This window comes from Shimia fortis (assembly GCF_040225985.1).
Classification (GTDB): Bacteria; Pseudomonadota; Alphaproteobacteria; order Rhodobacterales; family Rhodobacteraceae; genus Shimia.
In genome coordinates, this window is the sequence record NZ_JBBPEU010000008.1 from 62,327 (window position 1) to 78,602 (window position 16,276).

Consider the following 16,276-nt stretch of genomic DNA (forward strand, 5'->3'; position numbering starts at 1 on the left):
GCATCCTGCAGGCTTACCATCAGACACACCTTCACGGGCACCTCCACACGGCTATCGCCTGAGAGAGACCCACGGAGGAGATGATCACCCTAATACCCCCCCCAGAAAACCCACCCTTACCCTTATAGTATTAATAGGAACCGCCCCATGATCATGGACGCCCTAAACAAACCGCTATTCGGTGATGACCATCGACATGAAGTCTTGACCTTCAATGGAAAGGACATCGACATCATCAAAACCGCAAACAACATCTGGCTGTATGGTCCTTCCGCAATGGAAGCTGCAGGTGTGCCGCCCAGAAAGAAGGATGGGTATTCTAGGCCCCTTGGTCGGATAGCCCACCCCGACAAGATCAAGATCACCGACACCCCCTTCAGGTTCCCCTCAGGCAACCTCAATCGCAATCGCTCCGTGTTGGTTTCTCCCCAAGCTGTCTTCGATTTGCTCAACAAGACGCACCGAGGGCGCAACCCGATCATGACCATTCAGTTCACCGATTGGCTGACCGAAAATGTGCTTGAGGGTCTGCCTCCATCGTCATGGTCTCCCGCTCGAAAGGAAAAAACCAAGCTGGAGCCTGTCTTCCGAGAAACCATCACCGAGAAAGACCAGAGCGAGACAGGCGAAGAGCTAGACCCACTCAGGCCCGTTGGTCTTTATCCACCGATGCACATTCACACGCCAATAGCGCAAGACGAAGTCGAGTTCTGCCTATGTGCAGATGAGCGCGCGGGTCTCGGGAAGTGTTGGTGCCGTTCCGGGGTGAACATCCGTGGTGCGTTGCCTGCAGAACCGTACACGGGTGATCTCGTCATTGATGATGGCGACCTCCCGTTCTGAACACTGCCCCCACCACAACCAAATCCACATGTTCGCTCTCTCAGGTCCACCTGCAGGGAGCTTTTCTATGTCCGAAAGGAAACCCCATGTTCGAGCAGAACTACACCCGCCCATCGGGCACCAAAGCCACCGCAGTGGGACGAGACAACCGTTATGGCTGGTCGCGTCTTCTCCGCCGACAGGCCTTTGCCACGCTGACACCCGCCGAGGTGATCGCGGCTGAAACTTCCATCGCTGACAAGGTCCGCTCTCGGAAGGAACAGGACAAGGCAGCATGGACGAACATCCGCGCCCGCTTCGAGCATCTGGCCGTGATTGAGGTTCTCCAGAAGCGGCACCTTGAGGTGACCGGAAAAGAAATCTCCCGCGCCGAAGTTCTCGCTGCCCTCATGTTTGCTGGTCTCCGCACTGTCGCCCGAGACCAAGATTTCTTCATCACACGCGACTGACACAGCCGCATTCCTCTACCACTCAAATCTCCAACAGAATGGAACATATCATGTCCGAATGGATTACCGCCGCAGGCACCCCCCAGGCATCCACCAGCAACCTCGCCCAAGAAGACCAGCGAGGCAAACCCCAGCACGTCGTCGGTGGCATGGGCTTTGAAACCCGAAGCAACGGAGATGGGTCTGCCTCCATCGTCACCACGCAGGGGGCCTCCTACACCGCAGGCCAAGACGAAGGCTCCTCAGGCTCTGTTCTCGCCACGGCAAAGACCGAGGGCGGGAGCGTAATCGTCAACCGTGCAGTCAAAGGCTCAGACCAAGTCATGCTACCCGAGGGCATTCCCACAGCCGCTGAGGTCGCCGCCCAGCTTGGTTATCTGGTACGAAACCCCGACGGTACTTTCTCGGATGCCCAGCGCCCTAAGGCCCTCAAGGACCCCGCTCAAGAAGCCTTGAAGGGAACCCCTCAGGGAGACGCTGAGGAGGCCCCTGAGGCTGACACCTCGGAAGGTGGCTTCCACATCGGGGATGAAGGAGAAGCAGCCATGACGGCTCTCATTGACTCTGTGATGCCCTCCGACTTGATCAGGGCGTCGGATGAGATCATCCAGCTTGGCGAGGTCTCCGAGAATACCCTGTCACGCATGGCTTCAATGGCTCAGGTTGAACCTGACCAAATGCTTGAGCAGATCATCGCCGCGCATCAGGGCTTCTATGACAGCGCAATGGACCACATGGCCAACCTCGGGGTGACCAACGATGACGCCTTCGAGGCCTTCCTCGCGGCCAACCCTCACGAGGCCCAGAAGATGCCTGAGGTTGCCCGTGCACTGTTCTTGAACAACGACACCTCTGGTCTTGATGATCTCGCCGCCTCCTTCTTGGAACAGGCCGACAAGTACAACACGGCGGAGGTGAAGGACGCCTTGCGGGAGGCTGGATATGCCTTTCAGGATGGTTCTAATGGTCGCCTTTTGGTGAACATCGACGGGGCGATGGTCTCATGGCATGTGGCCGTGCGTCAGAAGCTCATTCGGTTCATCTGAGGGGCTGGCCATGACGTTCAATCCAAAGTGCAACCAATCAACGGGCACCGTGAAGCTGACTTCAGGGGTGCCCTCGTGTGCCGAGGTTGCCGCCAAAGCGATGGCCGAACATGCAGCCTACCGAGCGCAGCAGGTTGAGTATGAGAAAGCAAAGGCCGCTCAGGCCAATGCAGACCAAACCCAGCCCACACGCTGGCTCAAAGAGAGTGACCTTGAGTAGGTGACCACCTATCCCCTTGCTGCCTTCGTGGTGGTGAGGGGATTTTTCGGGGGCAAGTGCCTCAGCCGCTAAACGAGGACGAGAAGACCATGAGAGGTCGAACCTCACTAGGCTTGGGGGTAGCACGTCCCGTCAACCTCATCTCCGAAAGCGGCCTCGGCAAAGATGAACGGAAAGTGCTGCGGAAGTCTAATGCGCAAAGTACTAGACTTGCTCAACTGTTTGGAAAGAAACAACCTTCCCTCTCCCTTTCCTCAGAAAGCGGCCTCTACAAGTTGGCCCTGCGAAGCGACGAGTCTCAGTTTTATCGGATTGAACCGAAGGTCGGGGGTCGTACCTCACTGGATTTGAGTGACAGCGAACCTCCCTCAGAACCCTTCAAGGTGTCCGTCAATAGCCAACAGGGAGGCTACCCGCTCCTGTGCTTCAGCAAGCTGCTCGAGGTTCAATCCGTGGTCATAGGGGTTTGATGTCCTTCCCACACTGGCCCAGCCGCCTAGGTCATGTGTATCATCAATGGTCAGGCCTGCACGTCTGGCCGTAGTTCTCCAAGTGTGACGAAGGCAGTGAAAGTCCAGTTGACCATCTGTCGCCGCACCGAGAACCTCACGCCGGAACCTCGTGAACCGCTTTGACAGTGCGCTGGCATTCCCTGTCTGAGGTGCAAGCGGCGTCATGTAGAACAGACGGTCTTCGCCTGCATCTTTCGCGGCCTTCCTCAAGCGTTGAATGAGCGGTTGCGCGACCTCCGGCACAGGGACAACCCTTCTAGCATTCTTGGTCTTACCCTCGCCAATGAAGAAAACAGACCCATCGTCTTTGGTGTCACCCACCTTTACTTTGGCAACCTCGGAGGCCCTCGCACCTGTGACCAGAGCGACCCTGAAGATATCCCCAAGGAGTTCACCTGAGGGGGCGTTGGAAAGTACCTTCCTCGTTTCTGAGGGTTCAAACGGTCGTCGCTTGTTCTTTGGCTGGGGGCGCTCCCTGCGGATGCCTTTGGGCAAGTCGAATGGAGTAACACCTGTTGGCAGGCCTCGGTGTTCTTGTGCCCAGTGCCATAGATTGCGAAGGACAGTCATCATTTTTTCGATTGTGGCGGGGGCCAACCCTTCACCCGTACGTTTGCTAATTTGCTTGGGGAGATGTTCGCCCCTGAACACCAGCATGTTGTCCCTGTTCAGGTCACCCATGTAAATCTCCTCAAGGGGCACCCCTAGGAAGCGTGACAGGTGACCTAAGGCTGCCTTGAGGTCAGCAATGGTGGACTTGGCAAGTGGGGCATAGCCGTAAGGGTTACCCTCCGAACGGGCGGCGATGTAGTCAGGAACCGCTTCTTTGAGTAGTGGGCTGGAAGCAAGCGCTGCCTTAGAAAAAGCTTCCCGTTTGTCTTTAGGGGCCTTTTGGATTTCTTCATAAATGAGGTCTCGGACGAGTTCCTTGTCCTTATCTGTTCGAGATGCCTCGTTCCATAGCTTGGCGCGTTCCGGCGAATATCTTTCAGCAGCTTGATATTCAGCTTCAAGCCTTATCACGTCTGCATGGTAGACCTTTGCCAACCGCTCCGCTGACGGCCTGTGCCTCTCTCCATTCATGCTCCGAATAATCCATGTTCCGAAAGGTTTGTTGGTCCAAGGGTTGTGTCGGCCTTGGAGACTTCGCGGCGTCTTCATGCGGAATCGGTAGGCGGTGCCTTCTCCGCGAGGTTGGTCCAGATGGCTCATGGGAACTCCTGCGTGGTGTACCTGTGTGGTGTAAGTTTCGCCACATGTGATGGTAACCACATGCTTTATGTCAATGTTTTTGTTGATTATTTTTTGACTGGCGATCCCTGAAGGACTCGAACCCTCAACCTGCTGATTAGAAGTCAGCTGCTCTATCCAGTTGAGCTAAGGGACCGCTTGCCCGTTACCTAATCCAAGCTGCGCGCTTTGCCCAGAGGGATTCTGTCCCTGGTTTGGGGCGCTGGGGGCGTCTGGTAGGATGCGGACCCGGATCAGCCGCGCCTCGTGGCTGCGCAGGCTCATCCGGGCGAGGCGGCCATAACTATGCGGCAGGGTCGCCAGGTCGGGGAACAGGCGAAATAGCTCTCGCAACTGGGCCTGCTCCAGCCGGTCAAGATCAACCGTGCCCGGATAAAAACTCTCGGTGAAACACCCGTGGCTGGCGACGATCTGGTGGGTGTCAAACAGCAGATGAAAATAGGTGACGGATGGGGCGGGTTCCCGGGTGATCGTCACCCCGTTTCAAAAGATGCGCTGGGGCGCAAAATACTTCGCTTTCGCCAAACAGCAACGCTGTATCCGTCTGCGAGATCAAAATGCGGTGTTGCGGCGATACAAAAAGATCTTGCGCGGGGATACCGGGGCCGATGGCATGGGGGCGGATGCGCACTGGACTAAGATTTGCGACCAGATCAGGGTCCCGCAAGGCCACCGTAGCGCCGCCGATCCAACGCAGCATTTGCGGGCCATCGTCACGTGTCAGAACCAGATCACCTGCGCGCAAATCCTGGACAGGACGCGGGCCCTGCGGGATGGTCGTTCAGCGCAGTGTAATTCCAGTTGCCGTCCGCGTCGATCTCTAGCGCACTGCCATAGGCCCCTGAAATCGTCTCTGCCGTCCATTCGCCAGTGTCATCCCCAAGGAAATAGTCGATATCGCCGCTGGAGGTCAGAAGGCCGCCAACGACATCGACGTCTTCGGTTACTGCGTCGGGAGTACCCATTAGAACATAGTCTCGGGCAGTCCATGCCAGGTGGTGACCCGCCCTTTGACAACGGTGTCATCGCCCCGGACGATTTTGCGAAATTTTCCCGATGTATTGAGGCGGGCGAAATAGAACGGTTCTTCCGGCGGCGTGCGTGCGATGTGGCGCGCGATATCTTTGCCGTGACCAAACGGGGCAACCAGATCAAGAAGCCAAAGGGTGTTGCCCGCGGTCCATTCGGCCTCGGTTGGCGGGATCCTGTCCTGCAACAGGCGCTTGGTGACACTATGGTCAAGCCGCGCCCAGATCAGAGCCGCTGCCATCTTGCCGTCGGAATTTGTGAAGAACCGCACGCACCCACGGTTCAGGGCCGGATAGTGTATCCGCGCCAGGGTGGCTGCTGGCAGCTGGCCATGCACGGAGCAAAACTGTCGAGACAATGCAGTTTTCCGATGAAAAGCAGATCATCGTCGGTGGGTCCGACGGCGCGCCCGGACGCGCCGGGGGTGTGGTTGCTCATTTGCCTGCCTGCCCCTTTTTAGGGGCTTGCGACAAGGAATAAACCACCGCGAATCACGTGCCGAAAACCCTGCGTAGCAACGCGGGCCTTTGTGGCGTAATCAGAAAAGGTTTTGTGGCCCTTAGTGGGTCCAAGGGCCCTTGCGGTTGGTCGCGAAGTTTTCGCCATAACCGCCGGGGCGGATGTTGGGCTTGCGCTTGTGGGGGTCTGTCACCTGCGCGTCGATGCCGTGCTCGCGTGCATATTCAAGCGCCGCTTCCTTGGTGGGGAAACGCAATTTGACCTGTGCTTGGGTGTCGCCGCTGCCGGTCCAGCCCATCAAGGGGTCAATGTTCTTGGCTTCAGAGGCCGAATATTCCAGGATCCAGGTCTTGGTTTTCGCGGTGCCCGAGGTCATGGCGTTCCGGGCCGGCTGATAGATGCGCGCAAACATGGCAAATCTCCTTGATTGGCCCCGTTATCGGGTATTCACGCGCGCAGGGCAAGCTTCGAAAGCGTCGCAGTTTTCAGTCATTTGGGAGAAACCGCAAGCAGCCTTGGCCACCGATCAAACCACGGGGAGCGAGGGGTGTAAGTGCAGCCTGTTCTGTCGCCAAGTTATGCTGCTTGCAAATACGAGAATACAGATCATCTTTTACGAATGGCAAGTGATGTGACGCATTTATTTCGCACTTGCCGCATTTTCTTTTCGAAAATTACTCAACCGGACAAATTGCTTTACCAATTCACATTGCTGAATGCACCGGGCATGATGGAAATAGCAGGGGAAAAGGGGATGTTTACGTCAACGGCAATGCGGCTTGGGCGGGAATCAGGGCGCGCCACTTTGGCCTTGTGCTGGACATTTGCGGCTTCTGATGCTGTTTTCCGCATAACATGTTACACAAGAGGCCAAGTTCATGCCCGTTTCGTTACCTCAAAAATCGTTGTTCGATCTGCCGGAGGGTGTGATCTATCTGGACGGAAATTCCCTCGGCGTTCTGCCGAAAGGGGCTGTTGAGGCGGCCCAGAAGGTCATCCAAGATGACTGGGGCGGGCAGTTGATCCGGGCGTGGAACAGTGCCGGTTGGATGGACCTGCCGCGTGTGGTCGGCGACCGGATCGCTGGGTTGATCGGGGCGCCTGCAGGATCGGTGGCAACCGGTGACACATTGTCTATCAAGGTTTATCAGGCGCTTGCTGCTGCCCTTGATCTGCGCCCTGAACGCAAGGTGGTTCTGTCTGACGCGGGTAACTTTCCAAGCGATCTATATATAGCGCAGGGTCTGCTGGATACGATGGGTCGGGGCCATGTGCTGAAAACCCCGAACCCCGAGGATGTGGTCGCGGCTATTTCCGACGATGTGGCCGTCGTGATGCTGACCCAAGTCGACTACCGGACGGGTCGAATGCATGACATGCAGGCGATCACAGCGCGCGCGCACGAGGTCGGGGCGGTGGTAATTTGGGATTTGGCGCATTCCGCCGGGGCTGTGCCCGTGGACCTGACAGGATGCAACGCGGAATTTGCGGTCGGATGCACCTATAAATACCTCAACGGCGGCCCTGGCGCGCCTGCCTTTATCTATGTGCGCCCCGATCTGGTGCAGGTCATTCGTCCGGCGCTTGCCGGGTGGCTGGGCCATGATGCGCCTTTCGCGATGGAGCCAAACTATCGCCCCGCCATGTCGACAGAGAGGATGCGCGTGGGTACGCCCGCCATCCTGCAACTGGCCGTGCTGCAACAGGCGCTGACCGTCTGGAATGATATGGACATGGCCGACCTGCGCGCCGCGTCAATCCGCCTGTCGGAACTGTTCATCACCGAGGTCGAGCGCCGCTGCCCCGATCTGACGCTGGTCAGTCCGCGTGATCCGAAAAACCGCGGGTCGCAGGTGTCCTTTGCGTTTGAGCATGGATACGCGGCGATGCAGGCGCTGATTGACCTCGGTGTGATCGGGGACTTTCGCGCACCGAATATCATGCGGTTCGGGTTTACCCCGCTTTACGTCGATGAGGACGATGTCGTTGCGGCGGCAGAGAGGCTGGAAGAGGTTATGCGCGAAAACCTGTGGCAAAACCCCAAGTATCAGACAGTCTCGCGGGTGACCTGACCCGACAGAAGACCAGCGAGCGCCGTGGCGCAGGCCGAGACCTTCTCGATAGCGCGCGGTGCATCTATGTCTTCCATTGCGACCACCCCGACGCTGGCCTCTAATGTGCCGCCCGCGATCGGGCAAGCGACGCCAACCGCGCCTTTCTGCAAGGCTCCGCGCGTCAGGGAATAGCCTTGCGCGCGGGCCTCGATGATTTCGGGGGGGTCATCTGGCGCCGCTGGACGCCCAGCCAGAATCGCAAGTCCGGCTGCCCCTTGGGTAATAGGGTGCGTGCTGCCGACGCGGTACCCGACCCGGATCAGCACGTCTTCGGGTTCGGCGACAAGGATCGCCGCGCATTTGTCCTGTTGTGCGACCGAGATGAATGCAGTTGCCTGCGTGTCAAATGCCAACCTGTCCAGAAACGGCCGCGCGCGATGACGGAATTGCGGTTCGAACCTGCGCTCCAGTCCCAGAATACCTGCCCCCAGCACCAGGCGCCCCTCGGGCAGGCGTAGCACCATGCCGTGCTGTTCCAGCGTGGTCACGATCCGGTAGGCAATCGCACGATCCACCTCTAACGCGGCAGCCAGATCGGCGATCGAAATGCCTTCGGGCCAGCGCGCCACGACTTCAAGCGCCTTCAAGCCGCGATCCAGAGTTTTGAGCGTGCTCATCGGTCCCCTCCTTGACTTTGCAAAAAGAGTCACCGATTGTGCGATAAAAGTAAAGGTTCGCGCGATAAAAAACTGGAGGAGACATGTCGCACCCATCCTGCCCCGTGGATAACGGTCTTTCGCCGACCGGATGTCCAATTTCGACACAGGCCGCTGCGTTTAACCCGTTTGAGGGCCCTTATCAGGTTGATCCCGCCGAGGCATTGCGCTGGGCGCGCGAGGAAGAACCCGTGTTCTACAGCCCCGAGCTCGGCTATTGGGTGGTCACGCGGTACGAGGACGTGAAGGCGGTGTTTCGCGACAACATCCTGTTCTCGCCGGCCAATGCGCTTGAGAAAATCACGCCGGCCCCGCCAAAGGCGCTGGATATTCTGGCGCGCTATGGCTTCAACATGCAGCGCACCATGGTGAACGAGGATGAGCCCGATCACATGGCGCGGCGCCGTTTGTTGCTCGAGGATTTTCTGCCCGAAAACCTTGCCAGGCATGAACCGGCGGTCCGGCAGCTAACACGCCAGTATATGGACCGCTTCATTGATCGCGGTCATGCCGATCTGGTGGCGGACATGTTCTTTGAAATCCCGCTAACCGTGGCCATGCATTTCCTTGGGGTGCCGAACGAAGGGGCAGAGGAGCTCAAGAAATTTGCCGTCGCCCACACGTTGAACACATGGGGTCGTCCGACCGAAGAAGAGCAGCTTGAAATCTCTGAAAACGTGGGGCGATTCTGGCAGGTTGCGAACCGGATTCTGGATGACATGTGGGCCGATCCCACGGGCGAGGGGTGGATGTATGAAACCATCCGCCAGCACATGAAGCACCCGGAGATTGTCACCGAGAGCTATATGCGGTCGATGATGATGGCCATTCTTGCGGCGGCGCACGAAACCACCTCGAATGCCACGGCCAATGCATTTTTGACCCTTCTGTCGAACCGAGATGCCTGGGAAGACATCTGCGAAAATCCGGCCCTGATCCCCAGCGCGGTCGAGGAATGCCTGCGCGTGGCGGGATCAATCGTGGCCTGGCGGCGCGTGGCCACGGCCCCCGCACAGGTGGGCGGGGTGGATATTCCTGAAGGCGGTAAGCTATTGATCGTGATGGCCAGCGCCAACAAGGACCCGCGCCATTGGGAAAACCCCGACCAGATTGATATTTATCGCGACAACGCTGCCGAACACCTGACCTTTGGTTATGGCGCGCATCAATGCATGGGCAAGAATATCGGTCGCATGGAGATGCGGGTGTTTCTCGAAGAATTCAGCCGCCGCCTGCCGCATATGCGCCTGAAAGAGGGGCAAGAGTTCAGCTATCTTCCCAACACCTCGTTCCGCGGCCCGGAAAAGCTGTTGGTGGAATGGGACCCGGCGCAGAACCCCGAACGGCGCGATCCGGGTGTTCTTCAGGGGGGACAGAGTTTCCGCATAGGGGCGCCGGTCAAGGATGATATCCTGCGGCAGGTGCGGGTGGTGGGTGTGACCCATATCGCCATAGATGTGATGCGGGTCGACCTGCAGGATCCGCGCGGGCGTGATCTGCCGCGCTGGACAGCGGGGGCGCATATCGACCTCGTGTCAGGAACCATGCGCCGGAAATATTCCCTCTGCGGATCGCAGGACGATACCAGCACCTATAGCGTCTGTATCCTGCGCGAAGATGAGGGGCGCGGTGGGTCCGTGCATTTTCACGAAGCCCTGAAAGCGGGCGATATGGTTCATATTGCGGGGCCGCGCAATCATTTCCGGCTGGATGAAGCCGCATCCGGGCATGTGCTCGTGGCAGGTGGTATCGGGATCACGCCGATCCTTGCCATGGCGGACCGGCTGCGTGCGCTGGGTAAACCTTATGAGATTCACTATTGCGGCACATCCCGAGACCGGATGGCGTTGTTGGACCGGGTGGTGGCTGATCATGGCAGCGCGTTGCAATTGCATATCAAAGAGGAAGGCGGGCGCCTTGACCTCGCGGCCCTTGGGGCGGGCCTTGCAGGGCGACAGCTTTGGTGTTGCGGGCCCGAACGGATGCTCGACCATCTCGAAACCCTTGCAAACGATTGGCCAGAGGGCAGCTTGCATGTGGAACATTTCTCGGGTGTGTCTTCCGGTCTGGACCCGGACAAGGAACATGCCTTCGAAGTCGCCCTCAAGGACAGTGGCCTGACCTTGAGCGTCGGCAATGACCAGACGCTGCTGGATGCCCTCACGGCTGCGGGCGTGGATGTGCCCTGTGATTGCAACGAGGGCTTGTGCGGTACCTGCGAAGTGGCCGTTCTCGAAGGCGAGATTGACCACCGCGACAAGGTGCTGAGTTCCGAAGAACGTGACGGGCAGGATCGCATGATGGCCTGTTGTTCGCGCGCCAAGGGGGGCAAGCTGGTGCTTGGGCTATAGGGTTTTCAGCTGGGCGACCGCAGCTTCCAACCGTGTGATCGCGTCGTCCAGCGCCCCATGTTTTGCTTCGCCGCCCCCGCCATAGGTGGCACGAAACACCGTCATCAGATTCGCGATACAGTCCTCGGCGGACTTTCCGGGATCAAGGAAAACCGACCGCGAGGAATGTTCCAGCGTGCCAAAGAACAGGTCCCGCGCGACCCAAGGTGACGCGGCGCTGGTGATCTCGCCACGATCCAGCGCCCGTGCGAACATTTCGTCAAAGACCCGCACATAGCCCCGGATCATGTCCACGGGCGCCACAAAGCCAAGGTGCTGCACCCGCATGGCAAGGTTCAGGTCGATATAGTCGATATCTTCGTGAAATGAGGTCATGTGAAAGCGGGCAAACTGTTCCAGTTGCGCAAAGAAGGGTAGAGATGTGTCCACAGTATCGCGCGCGCGCTTGGTCAGGTCTGACCAATAGGCGTTGATGACAGCGCGCACCAGATCCTGCTTGGTCTTGTAGTACAGATAGATCGTGCCCTCGGCGACGCCCGCCTTGCGCGCGATTTCCGCGATGCGCCCTTTTTCATACCCGACCGAGGTAAACACCTCGCGCGCGGCGTCGAGAATGGCTGCCTCGCGTTGTTCCAGTTTCTCGCGTTTGGTGGCCATGCTCAAAGCCCCATCTGGCGCACGGCAAGATCGCGCATGATCTCTTCCGACCCGCCTCCGATGGCCATGACCTTGACCTCTCGATAGATGCGCTCGACCGAATGCCCCCGCAAATAGGCCGCGCCCCCGATAATCTGTATGGCCTCGCTGGCGCAGTATTCCAGCGCCTTGGTCGTGTGAAACTTAGCCTTACTTATCTCAGCCACGGGCATGGCGTCGTTCTCGATGGCCCAGCAAATCTGGTTCAGGTAGGTCTCGCAGGTATCAATCCGCACGGACATCTCCGCGATCTTGTGACGGATCACCTGCGACCGGATCAATTTACGCCCAAATGTTTCGCGATCCTGCGCCCAGGCAATCGCTTCGGCCAGACAGGTTTTCATCATGCCGAGGCATTGCGCCACCAGCGCGAGACGCTCGAAGTTGAAGTTGTTCATGATTGCGAGGAACCCGCGGTTTTCCTCACCCAGCATATGCGTAGCGGGCACGCGGCATTCATCAAAGAACAGGCTGGCCTGATCCGACGCCCACCAGCCCATCTTGCGATCCAGCTCACTGCGCGAGAACCCCTCGGCACCCGCATCCACTAGGAACAGGGAAATCCCCTCAAGGCCCGGGCCACCGGTGCGCGCGCCAATCACGAAATGGCTGGCCGTCATACCGCCGGTGATAAAGGTCTTGGACCCGTTCAGCACGTAATGGTTGCCGTCCTTGCGCGCGGTGGTCTTCAGGTTTGCCACGTCCGATCCGCCTGATGGCTCGGTGATCCCAAGCGCAGATCCTTTGCGCCCCAGCACGATATCGGCAAGGATTTCGGACTTGATTTCTTCATTGGCCAGATCGTGGATCGGCCCGATCGAAATCATGCGCCCGCCAAGCGCCGCAGGTACGCCCCCTGCGCCGATCTTGCCCATCTCTTCGTTGAACGCGGCGCGCATGAAGGCGTTTTCCATGCCAAGGCCACCGTAAGCCTCGTCAATACCGAACCCGAAAACCCCCAGCGCCCCGATCTTTTCGTGCAACTCCCACGGAATGGCGCCGGCTTCGTCCCACGCATCCGCAAAGGGGCGGATTTCACTGTCGATAAAACGCCGGATCATATCCCGGAAGTCCCGGATTTCGTCGGTCTCAAAGGGGTTTTTCATCTGTGTGTTCCTTCCGCCAAACGCGACAAAGGGCAAAGTTCCGGTGCGTCACATCTTGTTCTGTGAGCTTGACTCATAAATGATGAGTGGTGTTCACTCAAGCCCGTTGCCAAGTGACGCAGCGACGGAGGAGAGCATGACAAAGCGTGACATGATCCGCATCGGCGGGGCTGCCGGTTTCTGGGGAGAGTCGGATATGGCCTTGCCCCAACTGCTGCGCGCAGGCGGGCTCGACTTTATCGTGTTCGACTATCTGGCCGAGGTGACCCTGTCGATCATGGCGCGCCAGCGCGCCAAGGATCCGGCGGCCGGATATGCCACGGATTTTGTGACCCATGTCATGACACCCAACCTTGAAGATATCGCGGGTCAGGGGGTGCGCATCATTTCGAATGCGGGCGGCATGAACCCAAGTGCCTGCGCCGAGGCCCTGCGCAAAGAGATCGCGGCCCGCGGCCTGTCGCTATCGGTGGCCGTGGTCACGGGCGATGATCTGCTGCATCGACGGGCCGATTTTGCCCGGATGCGCGAGATGTTTTCGGGCGCGGACTTTCCGGAGAACCCCGCCAGCATCAACGCCTATCTGGGGGCTTTTCCCATTGCCCGTGCACTGGACGAAGGGGCTGACATCGTCATCACGGGGCGTTGCGTGGACAGTGCCGTCACCCTTGGGGCCTGCATCCATGCCTTTGGTTGGGGGCGACAGGACCATGACCTTCTGAGCGCCGGATCCCTGGCGGGGCATATCCTTGAGTGCGGCCCTCAAGCGACTGGTGGCAATTTCACCGACTGGCGCGACGTGGCCGGGGATATTGTCAACATCGGCTATCCGGTGGCTGAAATGCATCGCGACGGCACCTTTGTCTGCACCAAGCCCGAGGGCACCGGCGGACAGGTCAGCGTGGCCACGGTCGGCGAACAGATGCTTTACGAGATCGGGAACCCCGCAGCCTATATTCTGCCGGACGTGGTGTGTGATTTCACTCAGGTTTCGTTAGAGCAGGAAGGGCCCGACCGCGTTCGTGTGACCGGGGCGCGGGGGCGTGCGGCACCCGCGACCTACAAGGTCAGTACGACCTATGCGGACGGGTTCCGGGCGGGCACGATCGTGTTTTTTCAGGGGCAGGATGCGGCGGATAAGGCCCGACTTTTTGCCGAGGCCACATTCGTCCGCGCGCGCCGGAAACTTCGGGCGCTCAATGCCCCGGATTTCACCGAAACTCTTGTCGAGATCACGGGTGACGAAAGTTGTTACGGCGCAAGTGCTCGCGAAACTGATGCGCGCGACGTGGCACTTAAAATCGCGGCGCGGCATCCCGATGCGCGCGCGGCGGGGCTGCTGATCAAGGAAATGACGGGGCTTGCCCTGGCGACGCCTCCGGGGCTGAGCCTGTTCGCGGGCGGGCAATCGCGCCCGTCCCCCGTGGTGCGCCTATTTTCCTTCCTGACGCCAAAAGACATGCTCACCATTACGGTCGAGATTGACGGGCGCAAAATCGCGCTGCCGCCGGAAACGGGCGCGCCAGTTGACGACATTGCCCCTCAAATCCCTATGCCGCCGCAGGGGCAGGCCGACATGACGTGCCCCCTTTCCGACCTCGCGGTTGCACGCTCGGGAGACAAGGGCGATAAGGCAAATATCGGCATCCTGCCACGTGATCCGGCCTATGCGCCATGGATCTGGGCCGCGCTGGACGAGGCTGAAATCACACGACGGTTCGCCCATTTCCTGCAAGGGGATGTGGAACGGTTTTTCCTGCCCGGCACGGGCGCGATCAACATCCTGTTGCACGATGTTCTGGGCGGTGGCGGCATGGCGTCCTTGCGCAACGACCCGCAGGGCAAGACCTATGCCCAGATCCTGCTCGACACGCCGATTCCCATTCCAGCCGCACTGACGGAGACCGACTAATGGCTGTTTTCCAATCACGCATCCAGCCGAACTCGGACGGCTTTTTTAAAAACCGAGACAACATGCTGGCGCTGATCTCAGAGTTGCGTGCGCTTGAAGCGCGCGCGCCCGCATTGTCTGCCAAGCGCAACGCGACCTTTGCCAGGCGCGGGCAGATCAATCCGCATGAACGGGTGGCGCGGCTGTTGGATCCCGGCATGCCCTTCCTACAATTACACAGTCTGGCCAACTATCTGGTCGAGGACCAGAACCCGGATACATCCGTGCCGGGGGCAAGTATCATTTGCGGGATCGGTTTTGTGAACGGGGTGCGGGCGTTGGTCTGGGCCGATGACAGCGGCATCCGCGCGGGATCTCTGGTCGAGGCGTCGCTCGATGTGATCCTGAGCCTGCAATCCATCGCCAAGCGCCAGAAACTGCCACTGATCCACCTTGTCGAAAGCGCAGGCGCAAATCTTATGGGTTATAAGGTCGAATTCTTCGTGCAGGGCGGGGCGATGTTCCGCAATCTGGCCCAGATGAGTGCCGCTGGCGTACCCACAGTGGCGGTGCTGCACGGCCCTTCGACGGCAGGCGGGGCCTATATGCCGGGCATGTCGGATTACGTGATCGGGGTGCGCGAAAACGGGCTTGCGGCGCTTGCGGGGGCGGCACTTTTGCATGCGGCCACGGGCGAACAGGCGGATGAACGCGAACTGGGCGGCGCAGAGATGCATGCCTCGACCTCGGGATTGGTGGAATATCTGGCAGATGACGACGCGCACGCCCTGTCGCTGGCGCGCGATGTGGTGGACCGGTTGAATTGGAATGCGGGTCAGCCCGACTTGCCGCGCCGGGACTATGTGCCGCCAATTTATGATGCCGACGAACTGGCGGGCGTCGTGCCGACCGACCATCGCACGCCTTACGATGTGCGCGAAGTGCTGGCACGGGTGGTCGACGGTTCGGATTTCGAGGATTTCAAACCGCTCTACGGGGGCAGCGTGGTCTGCGCACAGGCCACGATCATGGGGCTGGGTGTGGGGATCATCGGCAACAACGGCCCGATTGATCCGGCAGGGGCCACCAAGGCCGCGCAGTTCATCCAGCTCTGCGATCAGGCGGGCGTGCCGCTTGTCTTCCTGAACAATATCACCGGCTACATGGTCGGCACCGACTATGAACAGGCCGGCATGATCAAGCACGGGGCCAAGATGATCCAGGCCGTGACCAACGCAAGGGTGCCCAAAATATCGATGTATATCGGGGCCAGCTTCGGGGCGGGCAACTATGGCATGTGTGGCTATGCCTACGAGCCGGATTTTCTCTTTTCATGGCCGAACGCAGCGATTGGCGTGATGGGCGGCGCACAGGCCGCCAAAACCATGAGCACCGTCGCCCGCGTCGGGGCCATGCGCAAAGGCGTCGCGGTGGATGAAGACAGGCTCAAGGCGCAGGAAGAAGCGATTTCGGCCCATTTCACCGCGCAGGAAAGCGCATTCTACGGCTCGGGGCGCTGTCTGGATCACGGAGTGATTGACCCGCGCGACACGCGCAAGGTTCTGGGCTTTGCCCTTGAAACGGTGCTGGAGGGGCGGGCGCGGTCGCTCAACCCCAACAGCTTTGGCGTGGCACGGATGTGAGGAGAGACTA

Annotated in this window: 17 protein-coding genes and 1 tRNA gene; 8 read left to right on the plus strand and 10 right to left on the minus strand. The window is 59.3% G+C overall.

Annotation, left to right across the window (positions count from 1 at the left end):
- Positions 1-147 precede the first annotated feature (147 nt).
- From WNE31_RS12905 to WNE31_RS12920, 4 genes are all read left to right on the plus strand, one after another.
- Positions 148-843 carry a hypothetical protein gene (locus WNE31_RS12905; RefSeq protein WP_349980222.1) on the plus strand — a complete coding sequence of 232 codons (696 nt, stop codon included), beginning with the start codon at positions 148-150 and terminating at the stop codon, positions 841-843.
- Positions 844-929: 86 nt separating this feature from the next.
- Entirely contained in the window at positions 930-1,292 is a 363-nt protein-coding gene (locus tag WNE31_RS12910; protein WP_349980223.1) for a hypothetical protein, read from the plus strand.
- A 50-nt stretch (positions 1,293-1,342) separates the two neighbouring features.
- Entirely contained in the window at positions 1,343-2,338 is a 996-nt protein-coding gene (locus tag WNE31_RS12915; RefSeq protein ID WP_349980224.1) for a hypothetical protein, read from the plus strand.
- A 10-nt stretch (positions 2,339-2,348) separates the two neighbouring features.
- A complete protein-coding gene (locus WNE31_RS12920; protein WP_349980225.1) occupies positions 2,349-2,558 on the plus strand; it encodes a hypothetical protein in 210 nt (69 codons plus the stop codon).
- A gap of 368 nt (positions 2,559-2,926) precedes the next feature.
- Here WNE31_RS12920 and WNE31_RS12925 read toward each other — a convergent pair whose 3' ends face one another.
- From WNE31_RS12925 to WNE31_RS12955, 7 genes are all read right to left on the minus strand, one after another.
- Positions 2,927-4,282 (minus strand): tyrosine-type recombinase/integrase, encoded by a 1,356-nt coding sequence (locus tag WNE31_RS12925; protein WP_349980226.1) that lies wholly within the window; start codon positions 4,280-4,282, stop codon positions 2,927-2,929.
- Positions 4,283-4,380: 98 nt separating this feature from the next.
- Positions 4,381-4,457 (minus strand) — tRNA-Arg (locus WNE31_RS12930).
- Positions 4,448-4,798, minus strand: coding sequence for a Hint domain-containing protein (locus WNE31_RS12935; RefSeq protein ID WP_349980227.1), 351 nt, complete (start codon positions 4,796-4,798; stop codon positions 4,448-4,450). The genes WNE31_RS12930 and WNE31_RS12935 overlap by 10 nt, the downstream gene beginning before the upstream one ends.
- On the minus strand, positions 4,743-5,066 hold the full coding sequence (locus tag WNE31_RS12940; protein ID WP_349980228.1) for a Hint domain-containing protein: 324 nt from the start codon (positions 5,064-5,066) through the stop codon (positions 4,743-4,745). The genes WNE31_RS12935 and WNE31_RS12940 overlap by 56 nt, the downstream gene beginning before the upstream one ends.
- Positions 5,053-5,286 carry a VCBS domain-containing protein gene (locus tag WNE31_RS12945; protein ID WP_349980229.1) on the minus strand — a complete coding sequence of 78 codons (234 nt, stop codon included), beginning with the start codon at positions 5,284-5,286 and terminating at the stop codon, positions 5,053-5,055. The genes WNE31_RS12940 and WNE31_RS12945 overlap by 14 nt, the downstream gene beginning before the upstream one ends.
- A complete protein-coding gene (locus WNE31_RS12950; protein WP_349980230.1) occupies positions 5,286-5,708 on the minus strand; it encodes a toxin-activating lysine-acyltransferase in 423 nt (140 codons plus the stop codon). The genes WNE31_RS12945 and WNE31_RS12950 overlap by 1 nt, the downstream gene beginning before the upstream one ends.
- A 201-nt stretch (positions 5,709-5,909) precedes the next feature.
- A complete protein-coding gene (locus WNE31_RS12955; RefSeq protein WP_349980231.1) occupies positions 5,910-6,221 on the minus strand; it encodes an ETC complex I subunit in 312 nt (103 codons plus the stop codon).
- Between the two features lie 466 nt (positions 6,222-6,687).
- Here WNE31_RS12955 and kynU point away from each other — a divergent pair, with 466 nt between their 5' ends.
- Positions 6,688-7,881, plus strand: a complete 1,194-nt coding sequence (gene kynU, locus WNE31_RS12960) for a kynureninase (protein WP_349980232.1) — start codon at positions 6,688-6,690, stop codon at positions 7,879-7,881.
- Here the strand turns inward: kynU and WNE31_RS12965 are convergent.
- Entirely contained in the window at positions 7,857-8,540 is a 684-nt protein-coding gene (locus tag WNE31_RS12965) for an IclR family transcriptional regulator (protein ID WP_349980233.1), read from the minus strand. The genes kynU and WNE31_RS12965 overlap by 25 nt on opposite strands.
- Before the next feature lie 83 nt (positions 8,541-8,623).
- Here WNE31_RS12965 and WNE31_RS12970 point away from each other — a divergent pair, with 83 nt between their 5' ends.
- Positions 8,624-10,930, plus strand: coding sequence for a cytochrome P450/oxidoreductase (locus WNE31_RS12970; RefSeq protein ID WP_349980234.1), 2,307 nt, complete (start codon positions 8,624-8,626; stop codon positions 10,928-10,930).
- Here the strand turns inward: WNE31_RS12970 and WNE31_RS12975 are convergent.
- Both WNE31_RS12975 and WNE31_RS12980 read right to left on the minus strand, forming a co-directional pair.
- Positions 10,925-11,587, minus strand: a complete 663-nt coding sequence (locus WNE31_RS12975) for a TetR/AcrR family transcriptional regulator (protein WP_349980235.1) — start codon at positions 11,585-11,587, stop codon at positions 10,925-10,927. The genes WNE31_RS12970 and WNE31_RS12975 overlap by 6 nt on opposite strands.
- Before the next feature lie 2 nt (positions 11,588-11,589).
- Positions 11,590-12,732, minus strand: coding sequence for an acyl-CoA dehydrogenase family protein (locus tag WNE31_RS12980; protein ID WP_349980236.1), 1,143 nt, complete (start codon positions 12,730-12,732; stop codon positions 11,590-11,592).
- 136 nt (positions 12,733-12,868) lie between these two features.
- Between WNE31_RS12980 and WNE31_RS12985 the strand changes: the two genes are divergently transcribed.
- The gene (locus tag WNE31_RS12985) at positions 12,869-14,644 is read left to right on the plus strand and encodes an acyclic terpene utilization AtuA family protein (protein ID WP_349980237.1); all 1,776 of its coding nucleotides are present in this window, start codon (positions 12,869-12,871) and stop codon (positions 14,642-14,644) included.
- Positions 14,644-16,266, plus strand: coding sequence for an acyl-CoA carboxylase subunit beta (locus WNE31_RS12990; RefSeq protein ID WP_349980238.1), 1,623 nt, complete (start codon positions 14,644-14,646; stop codon positions 16,264-16,266). Before WNE31_RS12985 ends, WNE31_RS12990 begins: the two co-directional genes overlap by 1 nt.
- Positions 16,267-16,276: the final 10 nt, after the last annotated feature.